Raw genomic sequence first — 15214 nt, forward strand, 5'->3', positions numbered from 1 at the left:
GATTAGATTTGGGGAAAGGAGGAATGATTATGTCTAAACCATTAGAAGGTAAAAATGCACTCGTTACCGGGGCATCCCGGGGCATTGGACGCAGTATTGCATTGGCACTGGCTGAAGCTGGAGCGAACGTAGCCGTGAATTATGCGGGTAGCCAAGCGGCAGCTGAGGACGTGGCGGAAGCGATTCGTGCCAAAGGAGTCAAGGCGATTACACTTCAAGCCAATGTGGGCTTGATGGATGAAGCTGAACAAATGGTCAAAGCTACACTTGAAGCTTGGGGCAACGTTGATATTCTGGTGAACAATGCCGGTATTACCCGTGATAATCTGATCATGCGTATGAAAGAGGAAGAATTCGATCAGGTTATTGAAACCAATCTAAAAGGTGTGTTTAACTGCCTTAAGGCGGTTACACGTCCAATGATGAAACAACGGTCGGGAAGAATTATCAATATCTCCTCGGTTGTAGGTGTGCTCGGTAATGCTGGACAAGCGAACTATGTTGCTGCGAAGGCAGGAGTTATTGGCCTGACGAAAGCATCTGCTCGTGAACTGGCTTCTCGTGGAATCACAGTCAACTGTGTTGCACCAGGTTTCATTGAGACGGATATGACAAAAGAGTTGTCCCAGGAGCTGGTGGACGGTATGCTAAGTGGTATTCCGTTGTCCCGTTTGGGTCAGCCGGATGAAATTGCCGGTGTAGTCACTTTCCTGGCTTCACAGGCTTCATCTTATATGACAGGGCAGACGCTGCATGTCGATGGTGGCATGTACATGTAATTCTTCCCGGACTTGAACAATAGTCGGGGAACAGGCGCTGGACGATCCGAAATGCCGGAAAAAGGCCGGGTTCCCCGGCCGGGAGCCGCATATGTCTTCTATGGCATTTTGCCTGCGATTCTCGTATAATACCAAAGAAGGAGGTGAACCGGATGTCCGATGTATTGGAGCGTGTAAAACGCATCGTCGTCGACCGCTTGGGCGCAGACGAAGCTGAAGTTACACTTGAAGCATCTTTCAAAGAAGATTTGGGTGCTGATTCTTTGGATGTAGTGGAATTGGTCATGGAATTGGAAGATGAATTTGATTTGGAAATCTCTGATGAAGATGCAGAAAAAATCACGACCGTAGGTGAAGTTGTAAACTACATACAATCTCATACCTAAAGTCATTTTAGTCCCGCACATGTTTTCGAACAGGCGGGACTTCTCATCATTCATTGGTTTTTCTCATTCCGCAAGCAACTCTACTCAAGCAGGCTTATCTTGGTTGAATAGATGTCTGTTTGCGGATATTCCCACAAAATACTTGCGTAATGCAGTCGATATAGAGGTGACTCGGTTTGAAACAAAGAGTAGTAATTACCGGAATGGGCGTAATGACATCGCTCGGAAAAGATTTGGAAACGTTCTGGGGCAGTTTAATGGCAGGAAAGTCCGGAATCTCTCAGATTGAGGCGTTTGATGTTAGTGAATACACGACACAGATTGCAGCTGAGATCAAGGATTTCAACCCGGAAGAATATATGGATCGCAAGGATGCTCGCAAAATGGACCGTTTTGTGCAGTTCGCTGTAGCAGCCGGCTTCAAAGCCGTTGAAGACAGTGGTCTGAAAATTAACGAGAATATTGATGCAGAGCGTTTCGGTGTATCCATCGGATCAGGTATTGGTGGATTGGGTACGTGGGAGGACCAACATAATGCATTGTTGCAAAAAGGTCCAAAACGGGTAAGCCCATTCTTTATTCCCATGATGATCTCCAACATGGCTTCAGGCCAAATGTCCATCTCTCTTGGTGCCAAAGGTCCCAACATTAACGTGGTTACCGCTTGTGCAACAGGTACACACTCCATCGGAGATTCCTTCAAGTTGATTGCCAATGGTGATGCAGATGCCATGATCTGTGGTGGTGCGGAAGCAACAATCAGACCAACGGGTCTTGCAGGGTTCTGTGCTATGCGCGCAATGTCTACACGTAATGATGATCCTGCGAAATCAAGCCGTCCTTTTGATACAGAACGTGATGGTTTTGTTATGGGCGAAGGCGCTGGTGTTCTGATTCTGGAATCCCTGGAGCATGCTCAAAAACGTGGTGCACGCATCTATGGTGAAGTGATCGGTTACGGTCTGACAGGCGATGCACATCACATGACAGAACCAGATCCGGATGGAGCAGCACGTTGCATGAAGATGGCACTTCGCAATGCGGGTATTGAGCCTGAAGAAGTGGATTACATTAATGCACACGGAACCTCAACTCCTGTAGGTGACAGATCCGAAACGCTTGCGATCAAAAAGGCGTTTGGTGATCATGCGTACAAGCTCGCAGTGAGTTCCACGAAATCCATGACGGGCCACATGCTTGGCGCTGCTGGTGGTGTAGAAGCGGTTATCTGCGGATTGTCACTGACACATCAGACATTGGCACCAACGATCAACCTGGAAAATCAGGACCCGGAATGTGATCTGGATTATGTTCCAAATGTTCCACGTCAAACTAAAGTCAATATTGCCATGTCCAATTCATTTGGATTCGGCGGTCACAATGCCACCATTATTCTCAAAAAATTTGAAGCATAAGGGGCTAGTTCGTTTGAGTGAAGATCTGAAGCAGTTACAACATAAACTTCAAATCAAATTTGACAACAGGCAGCTTTTAAAACAAGCGTTTACCCATGCTTCTTATGTAAACGAACACCGGTTCAGTCAGCATCAGGACAACGAGCGTCTGGAGTTTCTGGGCGATGCCGTGCTGGAACTGACTGTATCGGAATACTTGTATCATTTGTATCCTAACCGTCCGGAAGGCGAATTAACTAAGCTGCGGGCATCCATTGTCTGTGAGCCTTCCCTCGTCAAATTTGCTGAAGCGTTGGGTTTTGGTCAGTATGTACTTCTTGGTAAAGGTGAGGAACTAACGGGAGGACGGACACGGCCGGCTCTGCTGGCGGATGTGTTTGAATCTTTCATTGGTGCATTGTATCTGGATCAGGGGCTTGCGCCTGTCCGGGCATTTCTCGACCAGCATGTCTTTCCATTAATCGTGTTGGGCAGCAAGCTGCAAATGAGTGATTACAAAACGGAACTGCAGGAACTGACTCAGCATCACAATATGGGAGCTTTGGAATACCGTATCGTTGAGGAACGGGGACCTGCCCATGAACGTGAGTTTGTCTCGGAGGTCCATATGGGTCAAGAACGGCTTGGCAGAGGTACAGGGCGTTCCAAAAAGGAAGCGGAACAACAGGCTGCATCTGCAGCACTTGATCGACTGAAGCTTCCGGAAGCCGGAGCTTAACCGATAGCGCATAGACAAACGAAGAGCAAAGAGCAGCCCGCGGGTCCGCCCCGGCGGAAGTAATCGGCCGGACTGCTTTTTGCTCTTTTTTTTGTAAAGAGGTTCAGGGGGAGTTAGCCTGATCGTTAACTAATAAGTTGAACCTTATTTTAGTTCAATTTATTTAGGCGCTGGAATGCAATACTTGAAATTTGCAAGAGGAGGTGACGAGAAACCCTATGTTTTTAAAACGGATTGAATTGGGTGGATTCAAGTCATTCGCCGACAAAACGGAGATGGAATTCGTTCGTGGCATTACGGCTGTTGTAGGTCCGAACGGAAGTGGCAAGAGTAATATATCGGACGGAATCCGTTGGGTTCTGGGGGAACAAAGTGCCAAATCGCTGCGTGGTGGCAAGATGGAAGATATCATCTTTGCAGGTAGTGATGCACGGAAGGCTGTTAATTTTGGTGAAGTGTCGCTAACACTCGATAACGAGGATCACGCACTTGCACTGGATTTCGGTGAAGTGACGGTGACTCGTCGTGTACATCGCAGCGGAGATAGTGAATATTTTATTAATAAACAATCTTGTCGCTTGAAGGATATTACGGAGTTGTTTATGGATACCGGTATCGGTAAGGAAGCCTACTCGATCATTGGACAGGGACGAATTGAAGAGATTCTGAGTACCCGTTCAGAGGATCGCAGGGGCATCTTTGAAGAGGCATCAGGTATCGTTAAATATAAATCCCGTAAGCGGGATGCTACGCGCAAACTGGATGAGACAGAGCAGAATTTACTGCGTATTCATGATCTTGTGACCGAACTGGAGGATCAGATTGGACCCTTGAAGGAACAATCGGAGAAAGCGATCCATTATAAAGAACTTCGTTCGCAGCTCAAATCACAGGAAATTTCCATGTATGTGTACCAGATCGAACAGATTCATGCATCTTGGAGTAAGGCCAACGAAAGGCTGCAATCGCTAAAACAGGAAGAGGTTGGACTGGCGGCGATTGTCTCTACGCATGATGCCAAGCTGGAAAATGATCGGAATGCGCTGCGTATCCTGGAAACAGAGACAGAGCAACTGCAATCCGCCTTATTGCAATTCAGTGAAGCGACGGAGAAAAGTGAAGGCCTTGGAGAACTGCTCAAGGAGCGCTCGCACCATCTGCAAACAAATCAGGAGCAACTCAAAGTAACGCTTGCCGCCAGTGAAGAGAGACATCGCGAACGGGAAACCGAGCTGATTGCACTGCGTGAGAAGTTTGGCAAGCTTGAGCATGAACTGAATGATGTGAGAAATCAGTTGTCGCAGGAAGAAGCCAAACTCATCGGTGTCACAGGGGGTATTAGCCAGCAGCAAGAGGAAAGCCTCAAAGGCAACTTGCTGGAACTGATGAATCAGATGGCTCAGACACGAAATGAAATTCGTTATGTGGATCAGCAGAAAGAAACGCTGGAGCGCAGAATGAATCGCGCGGCTGAGGAATCAGGCAAGTGGGAAGAACAGAAAGAGACACTGGAAAGTCGCAAAGCGGACATTGAGAAAAAAGTTGTTCGTTTGGGCAAAGAAATCAGTGATCTACGTGGTGGTTATATTACGGAAAGTGAACGACTCCAGTCACTGCAGAAGCTGCTCGAAGAAAGTCGGGGCACGGTCCGTAAATGGGAACAAAAGCGTGAAGCTCAAGTTTCCCGCCGCGATACAATGAAAGAGATGCAGGATGATTTTGACGGATTCATGCTGGGTGTCAAGGAGGTCCTCAAGGCTTCACGTAAAGGTACGCTGAGCGGTGTTCATGGAGCTGTGGCTGAACTCGTTAAAGTTCCCGAGAAGATCGAACTTGCGGTAGAGACAGCAATGGGAGCATCCTTGCAGCATGTGGTCATGGAAAATGAATCAGTTTCCAGACAGGCGATTGCTTTCCTGAAGCAGCGCCAGTTGGGACGTGCAACGTTCCTGCCTCTCGATGTCATTCGTCCTCGTGCCATTGGAGCGGCTGAACGTTCCATGATCGAAGGTATGGAAGGTTTTGTGGGGATCGGTGCTGATCTTGTACAATTCGAATCCAAGTATGCTTCAATCATTGGCAGTCTGTTGGGTAATGTTATTATTGCCGAAACGCTGGAGGTGGCCAATAAAATTGCGGCTCGCTGCCAGTATCGTTTCCGGGTCGTGACGCTTGAAGGTGATGTGGTTAATGCGGGTGGTTCCATGACAGGTGGTAGCCAGCACAAGAAAAATGTGAGTCTGCTCAGTCGTAAACGGCAGTTGGACCAACTCGATCAGGATATTTTGGATACCGAAAATCAAATTGTGAAACTGCATCGCAGTGTGGATGATGTAAAAGTTCAACTGGAGCAGTGTCAGGACAAACTGGATGAACTTCGCCAGTCTGGTGACGATACCCGAAATGCAGAACAGCAGGCTTCGATGGAAATGAAGCAGGTAGAGCATGAGCTTCGCCACGTGCTTGAGCAGGTTGCCGTTGCCGGGCAGGAGAAGAGCGGATTCACCGAAGAGATCAAAGAGCTGGATACGGCTCGCATCGTCGCTGTGAAGAAGCTGGAGCAGCTTGAAGAAGAAGAAAAAGCGACTCATCGTGCCATTCATGCAGCCGAGTTTGCTCGGAAAGCCAATGAATCCGCGAAGGAAGAATTGCAGAGCCAACTCACCGAGTTGAAAGTACGGGAAGGCAAGCTCGATCAGGAGCGATTCTCCAATGGGGAACAATTGCGACGTCTGGAGCGGGAAGTGGAGTCGCTGGTCAAAGATCTTCGTCAGAATCGCACCTTGTTAGCTTCGATGGAAGCAGATCTCAAGAAAACACAGACCGAGAGTGTTAAGCAGATTGAAGATCTGAACCAGTACAAGCTGAAAAAAGCGGAAGCTTCCCAAGAACTGGACTTCAAACGTGCTGCCCGAAGTGAGTTGTCGAAAAAGCTTGAGCTTGCGGAGAGCGAAACGAAGGAACAGCGCACGCAGTTGAAAGCTGTGGAAGAGCAGATGCGACAGACCGAAATTTCCGTGAACCGGTTGGATGTTGAGCTGGAAAATATACTTCGAAAGCTGACGGACGAATACGAACTGGGTTATGAACTGGCCAAAGAGCGTTATCCGGTGCCGGAAGATGTAGAGCATACACAGGCAGAGGTACAGAAGCTGAAGCGCAGTATATCCGCCCTGGGTGATGTTAACCTGGGAGCGATTGAAGAGTTCCAGCGCGTCAATGAGCGATACGAGTTCCTGAGTGAACAGAAGAATGACCTGGTGGAAGCCAAAACAACGTTGTATCAGGTTATTCGGGAAATGGAAGACGAGATGGCGAAGCGATTCAAGATCACGTTCGATGCAATCCGCCGTGAGTTCGGTACCGTCTTTACCAAGCTGTTTGGCGGGGGACGAGCTGACCTTGTTCTGATGGACCCGGAGCGCTTGCTTGAAACGGGAATAGATATTGTGGCTCAGCCACCAGGCAAGAAACTGCAAAACCTGCAACTGTTATCCGGTGGGGAGCGGGCTTTGACGGCAATGGCTTTGTTATTTGCCATTCTGCACGTCAAACCTGTACCATTCTGCGTACTGGATGAAGTAGAGGCAGCGCTGGACGAAGCTAACGTGGTCCGTTTTGCCCAGTATTTGCGTGAATTCTCCGAACAGACACAGTTCATCGTTGTAACCCATCGTAAAGGTACGATGGAAGAGGCTGATGTGCTGTATGGTGTCACAATGGAAGAGGGCGGAGTATCCAAGCTCGTTTCGGTTAAACTGGAAGATGAGGAAGCGGTCATTGCCTGATCGATCCAAGGCTGTGGGACAAATGAACTCATTATCATTATTAAATATTAAAATTCATTTAGATTGAGCATTATTGCATAGCGCTAGATTATGTACACGATGGAGGGGCTTTATGAGTTTTTTTAAAAAGCTGAGAGACAGCATTGCAAACAAAACAGAGTCAGTTACCAAACAGTTCAAGGATGGATTGGAAAAGACACGTAAAGGGCTAGTGGAGAAAGTCTCGGATCTCGTGATCCGCCGCAAAAAAATCGATGAAGAGTTCTATGAAGAACTGGAAGAGATTTTGATTGGAGCAGACGTTGGCGTGAATACGGTCATGAATCTGATCGAAGACCTGCGCGCTGAGGTGAAAAAACGCAAAATTGAGGATGCGGCTGAGCTGCAGCCTGTATTGTCTGAGAAACTGACGGATCTTCTTCGTGGTGAACAGAATAACGAGCTGAAAATGAACCCGGACGGCATTACTGTCATTTTGTTTGTTGGTGTTAACGGTGTTGGTAAAACAACGACAATTGGCAAGCTGGCACATCGATTTAAACAGCAAGGTAAGAAAGTCATCATGGCCGCTGGAGATACGTTCCGTGCCGGAGCCATCGAACAGCTGGAAGTATGGGGACAACGTGCCGGTGTCGATGTGATCAAACAGCAATCCGGTTCTGACCCGGCAGCGGTTATGTATGATGCGGTGCAGGCAGCAAAACAACGGGGTGCCGATGTTCTCCTCTGTGATACAGCAGGTCGTCTGCAGAACAAATCTAACCTGATGGACGAGCTTAACAAAATCTATCGTGTCATCCAACGTGAAATTCCGGATGCTCCGCATGAAGTGCTGATGGTTTTGGATGCGACCACAGGTCAAAATGCCTTAAATCAGGCTAAACTTTTCGGTGAGAAAAGCGGCGTAACCGGCCTCGTACTAACGAAACTGGATGGAACAGCCAAAGGCGGGATCGTTGTAGCAATTCGTCAGGAGCTGGATTTGCCAGTGAAGCTTGTGGGATTGGGTGAAAAGATCGATGATCTGCAACAATTTGATTCAGAGCAGTTCGTTCATGCCTTGTTCGCCGGATTGATCCAAGAGCAACCAGCTGAAAGTGCTGAAGAAGAGGAAACGAACTCGTAGAACCATGTTAATTAAGATAAATTCATAGCGTTAAGCGTAATTGCCAGTGATAGACGTGATAAGTGTCACGTGTAATGTCACTGGCAATACGTGTATAATGGGAATAAAGCAGGCAATGCTAAAGGGCTGGAAAGGACGGTTGAAATGGCCAATACTCATACCTATTCTCGCCGTGAAGAAGTCGCCAATGCGGTGACACATGGAATCGGCGCTGCACTCAGTGTGGCTGCACTGGTGATATTGATTGTATTTTCTAGTATAAAAGGAACGGCTTGGCATGTGGTCAGTTTCACGATCTATGGGATCACCATGTTGCTGCTCTATACAAGTTCTACTCTCGTACATGCATGGAAAGATGGAAAAGTGAAAGATTTATTTGAGATTTTCGACCATTCTTCCATTTATTTGTTTATTGCGGGATCATACACTCCGCTGTTGTTTATTGCTGTTCGCGGTACACTTGGATGGACCCTGTTCGGCATAATCTGGGGAATCGCATTATTCGGCGTGATCTTTAAGGCGTTTTTCACGAAAAGGTTTCTGTTCATGTCCACGATTTTCTATGTTGCGATGGGCTGGCTCATCGTAATTGCCTGGCAACCGCTGATGGCTGCCATACCTACAGGCGGAATTGTGTTGCTGGTTGCTGGAGGCCTGATGTATACACTGGGTACACTCTTTTATGTGTGGCGTGGATTCCCTTACCATCATGCGATATGGCATCTCTTTGTACTGGCAGGCAGCATTCTTCATTTCTTTATGGTACTGTTGTACCTGACACCACTTCGCTAGAACGCCATAAACGGATGCATCTCCACGGACTGAGACGCGTTCGTTTTTCTTTTACATAGAGGTGATCTCGTACAAGTAAAAATAGTATGTGCTTGTTGTGAAATAAGGTATATATCACCTGTTAAACATCGAAATAACATATCATCAAAGCTGTTTTTATTGTGACAAGTATTTTTGCTTGACAACCTGATTTGTTTTAGGTATTATTAGGAACGTTGCAAGAGTGTAAAGTGTTTTTCCTTGACGAAGGGAGTGCCCCGATGTGAGTCAAGAAAACCGGCTTGAGAAGACAAACCGGATTAACTTGCTGTTTGCTTTTTATGAATTGTTACTTACCGAGAAACAGCAGACTTTTCTAAAGTATTACTTTCATGACGATTTTTCACTTGGTGAAATAGCAGCCGAGTTTGAGATCAGCCGCCAGGCGGTATACGAGCATATCAAGCGTGCCGAACAAGTGCTGGAGAATTACGAAAGCAAGCTGGGCTTGTTGGAAAAGCATGAACGGCGTAATCGCAATCTTGAAGATTTGCAAAATGCATTGGAACGCGCAGGCGTCTCCATTGATGACAACAAACAAATACACGATATCGTTGCTCAGCTCAGCGAATGAGAAGATTATAACGGCTCAGTGGAACGTATCGGTCTTAAAAACAGTAATAAAGCTTAAGGAGGTGGGATCATGGCATTTGAAGGATTAACGACCCGATTACAGAATGTGTTCAGCAAGCTGCGCGGCAAAGGCAAGGTGTCTGATGAAGATGTAGCCGAGGCTATGCGCGAGGTACGTCTGGCATTGCTCGAAGCGGATGTAAACTTCAAAGTGGTCAAGGAATTCATCGCCAAGGTGAAAGAGAAGGCTGTTGGCAAAGAAGTGATGGAGAGCTTCACGCCAGGAATGGTCATCATCGACATCGTTAACAAGGAACTGACGGATTTGATGGGTGGAAGCCAGGCCAAACTGGCTAAAGCGAACAAACCGCCTACGGTGCTGATGATGGTTGGTTTGCAGGGTGCTGGTAAAACAACCACCTCGGGTAAACTGGCTAAAATGCTGCAAAAGCAAAACAGCAGACCATTGCTTGTTGCAGGAGATATTTATCGTCCGGCAGCGATCAAACAGTTGCAAGTACTTGGCGAGCAGATCAAAGCGCCGGTATTCACACTGGGTGATCAGACAAGCCCTGTGGAGATCGCACGTCAAGGTCTTCAACATGCCAAAGATAACGGTAATGACTATGTTATTATCGATACAGCAGGACGTCTGCATGTTGATGAAGAGCTGATGGAAGAACTTCGCCAGATTCACAGCGTAGTGAATCCGGATGAAGTACTGCTTGTGGTGGACAGCATGACAGGTCAGGATGCGGTTAACGTAGCAGAACACTTTAACCAGCAGCTTAATCTGACCGGGGTTGTCCTGACGAAGCTGGATGGCGATACTCGTGGTGGTGCTGCACTTTCTGTCAAAGCCGTTACGGGGTGCCCAATCAAGTTTGCTTCCCTTGGAGAGAAACTTGACGCTTTGGAGCCGTTCCACCCGGAACGTATGGCTTCGCGGATTCTCGGTATGGGGGATATGTTATCTCTGATAGAGAAAGCACAATTAAACATTGATACCGATAAGGCCAAGGAAATGGAACGGAAGATGCGTAATGCAGAATTCACGTTTGAAGATTTCCTGGAGCAGATGGATCAAGTGAAAAAGCTGGGACCAATCGATCAGATCATGGATATGATTCCCGGCATGGGCAAGATGAAACAAGCCAAGGACCTGAAGGTTGATGATAAACAGATGGGCCGGATCGAAGCGATCGTATACTCAATGACGACCGAAGAGAAACGCAACCCGGACTTGATCAACCATAGCCGTCGGAAGCGTATTGCTACCGGAAGCGGAACATCTCTGGCTGAAGTAAATCGTCTGATCAAGCAGTTTGATGAGATGCGCCGCATGATGAAACAGTTCTCGGATATGATGGGACCTAAAGGCGGTAAAAATAAAGCGATGAAGCAGCTTAAAGGTATGGGCAAAGGAATGAAGTTTCCTTTCCGTTGATTTAAGCGAAGCTGGATCATATACAGATTTCATTGAAGGAGGTGAATTTTCAAATGGCAGTTCGTATTCGTCTGAAACGTATGGGTGCTCACAAAGCTCCTTTCTACCGCGTAGTGGTATCGGATTCCCGTTCCCCACGTGACGGTCGTTTTATCGAGGAGATCGGTTACTACAACCCGGTTGAACAACCGGCTGTTGTTAAGATCGATGAAGATAAAGCATTGGCATGGCTTCAAAACGGTGCACAAGCATCTGACACTGTCCGCAACTTGCTTAGCAAAGCGGGCGTGATGAAGAAGTTCCACGAGTCTAAATTATCTAAATAAAGTGCTGATTCGGAGGGTCATCTATGGAAGAATTAGTAAGCATAATTGCTAAGGCTTTAGTCGATCATCCGGAAGATGTGGCGGTTCGGACGGTTGAGAAAGACCGGCTTGTCGTTTATGAGTTAACCGTTCATCCTGACGATGTCGGGAAGGTAATTGGTAAACAGGGACGAATCGCAAAATCACTTCGTACGGTCGTCACATCAGCAGCAGTTAAGATGGATAAACGGGTTACCGTTGATATCATATCTTAAAGATATACGAAAGGGGGTTAGGATGCATGTCCTAGCCCCTTTTCGTGCATGCTGAAACTTAAATAATATGATTGAAGTAGTTCGTCAAGTATGATTATTTGCGGAAGTAGTGAAGGGGACGGAATCGATTCTGAAGAAGCGTCAGCGCTCGCCTTAAAGCTTTCTGAAAGAAAGCTACATCGGAAGCATACGCTATCACCGGATTTTAACATTTAAAAATAATTAAAAAAATCAGGGGATAACAGCGATCCGAGGAACGATCCGTCACCGGAACGGTCGCAGGAAGATCATCAAATATGAGTACCATATGAATGGATTGTAGGAGGAAATATGGCAGAGTTTATGAATGTAGGTAAAATCGTTAATACGCATGGAATTCGCGGTGAGGTGAAAATCATGCCTTTAACCGATTTCCCGGAAGTACGTTTCGCGAAAAATGCGGAGTTGTTTTTCTTTACACCAGATAACCATCCAGTGATGGTTAATGTGGAATCTGCACGCTTGCATAAAAATATGTATATTCTTCGTCTGAAAGAATATGGCAATATTAATGAAGTAGAGAAGTTTAAAGGCGGTATGGCCAAAGTATTAAAAGAGAACCTGGCTGAGTTGGAGGAAGGCGAATATTACTTCCATCAAATCGTTGGCTGTTCTGTCATCACCGAAGAGGGTGAAGCGCTCGGAACCATCTCTGAAATCCTGACTCCTGGTGCGAATGATGTATGGGTTGTCAAAACGCCGGCTGGCAAAGAAGTGCTGATTCCTGTTATTGATGATGTCGTGCTTGATGTGGACATCGAACAGAAGCAAGTGAAGATTCACCTGATGGAAGGGCTGCTGTAACATGAAAGTGGATGTATTAACGCTATTCCCTGAGATGTTTGACGGTGTGTTCGGAGCAAGCATTCTGGGAAAAGCTCAAACGAAGGGTCTAGTAACCCTCGGTGCAACCAACTTCCGTAATTATGCGACTAATAAACATAATACAGTAGATGATGCTCCTTATGGTGGGGGTGGAGGCATGGTGCTCAAACCAGATCCGATCTTTGCTGCTGTAGAAGATGTTCTGGAGCAACGCGGAGAAGCTGCGTCAACGATGAAACCTCCACGTATCATTCTAATGTGTCCGCAAGGTGAGACGTTTACACAGAAAAAAGCAGAAGAACTTGTACAGGAAGATCATCTGATTTTTATATGCGGACATTATGAAGGTTACGATGAGCGAATTCGCGAATTTCTCGTGACGGATGAACTATCCATTGGGGATTACGTACTCACGGGTGGGGAGCTACCTGCCATGGTTGCGATTGACAGCATCGTACGTCTGATCCCAGGTGTGCTTGGAAATGAGACAAGCGCCGTAACGGATTCATTCAGTACTGGACTCCTGGAATATCCGCACTACACACGTCCACCCGAGTTCAGGGGCATGAAAGTACCGGATATGCTATTGTCTGGGCATCATCTGAATATTGAGGCGTGGCGCAGGGAACAGTCGTTGCTTCGTACATTAGAGCGCAGACCGGAAATGTTGGAAACGGCTGATTTGACGGACAAAGAGCGAATTTGGTTGAAAAAGATACGCTCAAACCGTAAAAATAATACAGAGTAAATAGACGTATCATAATCTATATGCACATTAATATAATTTTCGCCATTCCAAAAGGTCGACCTTGATACCAAAGGTTGGCTTTTTTTGTATATAGAAAAGAAGCTGGATTTTGATTGGTTTATTCTATAAAATGGAAGTACACTTATTGAAACTAGGTTTCATTAAGTGAAACTAAAGGTGGTGTATGAATGACGTATAGAATTATTGGTCTAGATCATATTCAGCTCGCAGCACCGGAAGGTTGTGAATCGGAAGCACGTCATTTTTTCAATGAAGTATTGGGATGGACAGAGATTCCTAAACCTGAAATTCTAAGAAAACGGGGTGGTGTATGGTTCGAGTGTGGCAGACATCAAGTACATGTTGGAATACAAAAAGATTTCGTTCCAGCAACAAAAGCTCATCCAGCATTTCAAGTACAGCATTTGGATCAGCTGCGTAATCATTTGATTGATAATCATATTTATATTGTCGATGACGAAGCAAGGGAAGAGGAGGGGGTAAGGCGTTTTTATATCAATGACCCTTTTGGCAATCGTCTTGAGTTCTTGGAATGGGTTTAAATCATTCGTTAAAAAATCGTTCATGTTGACATGTACAGTTTTGCAACTTTGAACTTTTTTGCATAAGCACTAGACAGGGTTGTAAAAGAAAGGAATTTTCTATATGGTGAACTCAGTTGGAACTGAATCACAACTGAGGAGGAAGGTTATGAATCATCAACCCTATGAAATTGCCAAAATAGATATTAGCCAAGCCGGAGAACGCTGCAAAATGCTCTTGGGAGATCTGAATGGAGATGGCAGACTCGAGATGTTGTTGATACAGGCAGATGGGGACATAGATGATCGATATGTTCCGCATCAGGTATGCTGTTTGACTGCATTTGATCTGGAAGGGACTTTAATATGGCAGGTAGGAACTGCTGATCCCCATGCAGGTGGGCCGGGCTCAGACTACCCTGCACAGATCGCAGATTGGGATGGTGATGGGCATAATGAAGTACTATGTGTTATGAATAAACAATTTCTCGTGTTAGATGGCCGGACAGGAGAGATCAAAGAAACACGTGATCTGCCAGGTGATGAAGCGCATGACTGTATTATTCTTGCCAACCTGACTGGTAACCAATCCAAAATGGACATTATACTGAAAGACCGCTATAAGACGTTATGGGCACTTGACCATGATTTTAATTTGTTATGGAAGCATGAGGGGAATCCGGGACATTTTCCGTGGGTGTTTGATATTGATGGAGATGGAAAGGATGAAGTGATGGCCGGATATGACATGCTGGACCATGATGGGACGGTATTATGGTCTTGTGAGAACTTGGATGATCATGCCGACTGTATATGGTTTGGAGACGTTGATGGTGATGGGGAAGTTGAGGTTGTTATCGGTGGCAGTGTCACGGTTATGATGGACCGTTATGGCAATGAGAAATGGCGTTATGAAGATTCGATTGAATCACAGCATATTGCGCTGGGCCATTTTATTGCTGAAATGGAAGGTTTACAGATTGCAGGTCTGGACCGGATCGTCCGGGGCGATGAGCGTGGTAAGGATGGAATGTTCATGCTGAACAATGATGGGCAAGAAATATGGAAAGAAAATCGCACAACTCGTGGCTGGTTAACTATTATAGAGCCTGTAAGTAACTGGGATGAGGGTGGACTTGATTATATTTTGGCTTATCGTCGAGGTGGTGATGTCTTGCCTTCTTTGGTCGATGGAAACATGAAAACGGTTACCGAATTTCCGAAAGAGGGATATGCCGTACATGCAGATCTGGTTCAGAGTGGACTGGAACAGATCATCATCTATGACGCACAAGAAGCGTTGGTTTACGCCAGCTCTCCGATGACATTATCACTAACCGATGCAAAAAGAGCCAAGCCACAGCTCAAAAGGCTGTATAGCTCGACTCTGTATCCGGGCGGTGAAGTTAAACTCTAG

Annotated in this window: 15 protein-coding genes; all 15 read left to right on the forward strand. The window is 46.3% G+C overall.

The window, feature by feature from the left end; genetic code table 11:
- The first annotated feature begins 29 nt into the window (after positions 1–29).
- The 15 genes from fabG (at position 30) to NLBNIHML_RS28390 (ending at position 15214) form a co-directional block, all read left to right on the forward strand.
- Positions 30–779 carry a 3-oxoacyl-[acyl-carrier-protein] reductase gene (fabG, locus tag NLBNIHML_RS28320; protein ID WP_494353304.1) on the forward strand — a complete coding sequence of 250 codons (750 nt, stop codon included), beginning with the start codon at positions 30–32 and terminating at the stop codon, positions 777–779.
- A gap of 152 nt (positions 780–931) precedes the next feature.
- On the forward strand, positions 932–1165 hold the full coding sequence (gene acpP / locus NLBNIHML_RS28325) for an acyl carrier protein (RefSeq protein WP_024630176.1): 234 nt from the start codon (positions 932–934) through the stop codon (positions 1163–1165).
- A gap of 176 nt (positions 1166–1341) precedes the next feature.
- Entirely contained in the window at positions 1342–2580 is a 1239-nt protein-coding gene (fabF, locus tag NLBNIHML_RS28330) for a beta-ketoacyl-ACP synthase II (RefSeq protein ID WP_062833763.1), read from the forward strand.
- 13 nt (positions 2581–2593) lie between these two features.
- Positions 2594–3298, forward strand: a complete 705-nt coding sequence (gene rnc, locus NLBNIHML_RS28335; protein ID WP_091031948.1) for a ribonuclease III — start codon at positions 2594–2596, stop codon at positions 3296–3298.
- 218 nt (positions 3299–3516) lie between these two features.
- On the forward strand, positions 3517–7086 hold the full coding sequence (gene smc / locus NLBNIHML_RS28340; protein ID WP_339260406.1) for a chromosome segregation protein SMC: 3570 nt from the start codon (positions 3517–3519) through the stop codon (positions 7084–7086).
- A 112-nt stretch (positions 7087–7198) separates the two neighbouring features.
- Positions 7199–8212, forward strand: a complete 1014-nt coding sequence (ftsY, locus tag NLBNIHML_RS28345; protein ID WP_339260408.1) for a signal recognition particle-docking protein FtsY — start codon at positions 7199–7201, stop codon at positions 8210–8212.
- Between the two features lie 144 nt (positions 8213–8356).
- Positions 8357–9004, forward strand: coding sequence for a PAQR family membrane homeostasis protein TrhA (gene trhA, locus NLBNIHML_RS28350; RefSeq protein ID WP_253433701.1), 648 nt, complete (start codon positions 8357–8359; stop codon positions 9002–9004).
- A 262-nt stretch (positions 9005–9266) separates the two neighbouring features.
- The gene (gene ylxM, locus NLBNIHML_RS28355) at positions 9267–9617 is read left to right on the forward strand and encodes a YlxM family DNA-binding protein (protein ID WP_339241527.1); all 351 of its coding nucleotides are present in this window, start codon (positions 9267–9269) and stop codon (positions 9615–9617) included.
- Positions 9618–9686: 69 nt separating this feature from the next.
- Positions 9687–11063, forward strand: a complete 1377-nt coding sequence (gene ffh / locus NLBNIHML_RS28360; RefSeq protein WP_253433704.1) for a signal recognition particle protein — start codon at positions 9687–9689, stop codon at positions 11061–11063.
- Between the two features lie 53 nt (positions 11064–11116).
- A complete protein-coding gene (gene rpsP / locus NLBNIHML_RS28365; RefSeq protein ID WP_017689219.1) occupies positions 11117–11389 on the forward strand; it encodes a 30S ribosomal protein S16 in 273 nt (90 codons plus the stop codon).
- A gap of 23 nt (positions 11390–11412) precedes the next feature.
- A complete protein-coding gene (locus NLBNIHML_RS28370; RefSeq protein ID WP_024630185.1) occupies positions 11413–11643 on the forward strand; it encodes a KH domain-containing protein in 231 nt (76 codons plus the stop codon).
- Positions 11644–11973: 330 nt separating this feature from the next.
- The gene (gene rimM, locus NLBNIHML_RS28375) at positions 11974–12486 is read left to right on the forward strand and encodes a ribosome maturation factor RimM (protein ID WP_472478730.1); all 513 of its coding nucleotides are present in this window, start codon (positions 11974–11976) and stop codon (positions 12484–12486) included.
- Between the two features lies 1 nt (position 12487).
- Positions 12488–13255: a tRNA (guanosine(37)-N1)-methyltransferase TrmD gene (trmD, locus tag NLBNIHML_RS28380; RefSeq protein ID WP_494353305.1), complete on the forward strand. Its 768-nt coding sequence runs from the start codon at positions 12488–12490 to the stop codon at positions 13253–13255.
- 188 nt (positions 13256–13443) lie between these two features.
- Positions 13444–13818 (forward strand): VOC family protein, encoded by a 375-nt coding sequence (locus NLBNIHML_RS28385; protein WP_494353306.1) that lies wholly within the window; start codon positions 13444–13446, stop codon positions 13816–13818.
- A gap of 148 nt (positions 13819–13966) precedes the next feature.
- The gene (locus NLBNIHML_RS28390) at positions 13967–15214 is read left to right on the forward strand and encodes a hypothetical protein (RefSeq protein ID WP_494353307.1); all 1248 of its coding nucleotides are present in this window, start codon (positions 13967–13969) and stop codon (positions 15212–15214) included.

The sequence above is a fragment of the Paenibacillus sp. JNU01 genome, assembly GCF_059130585.1.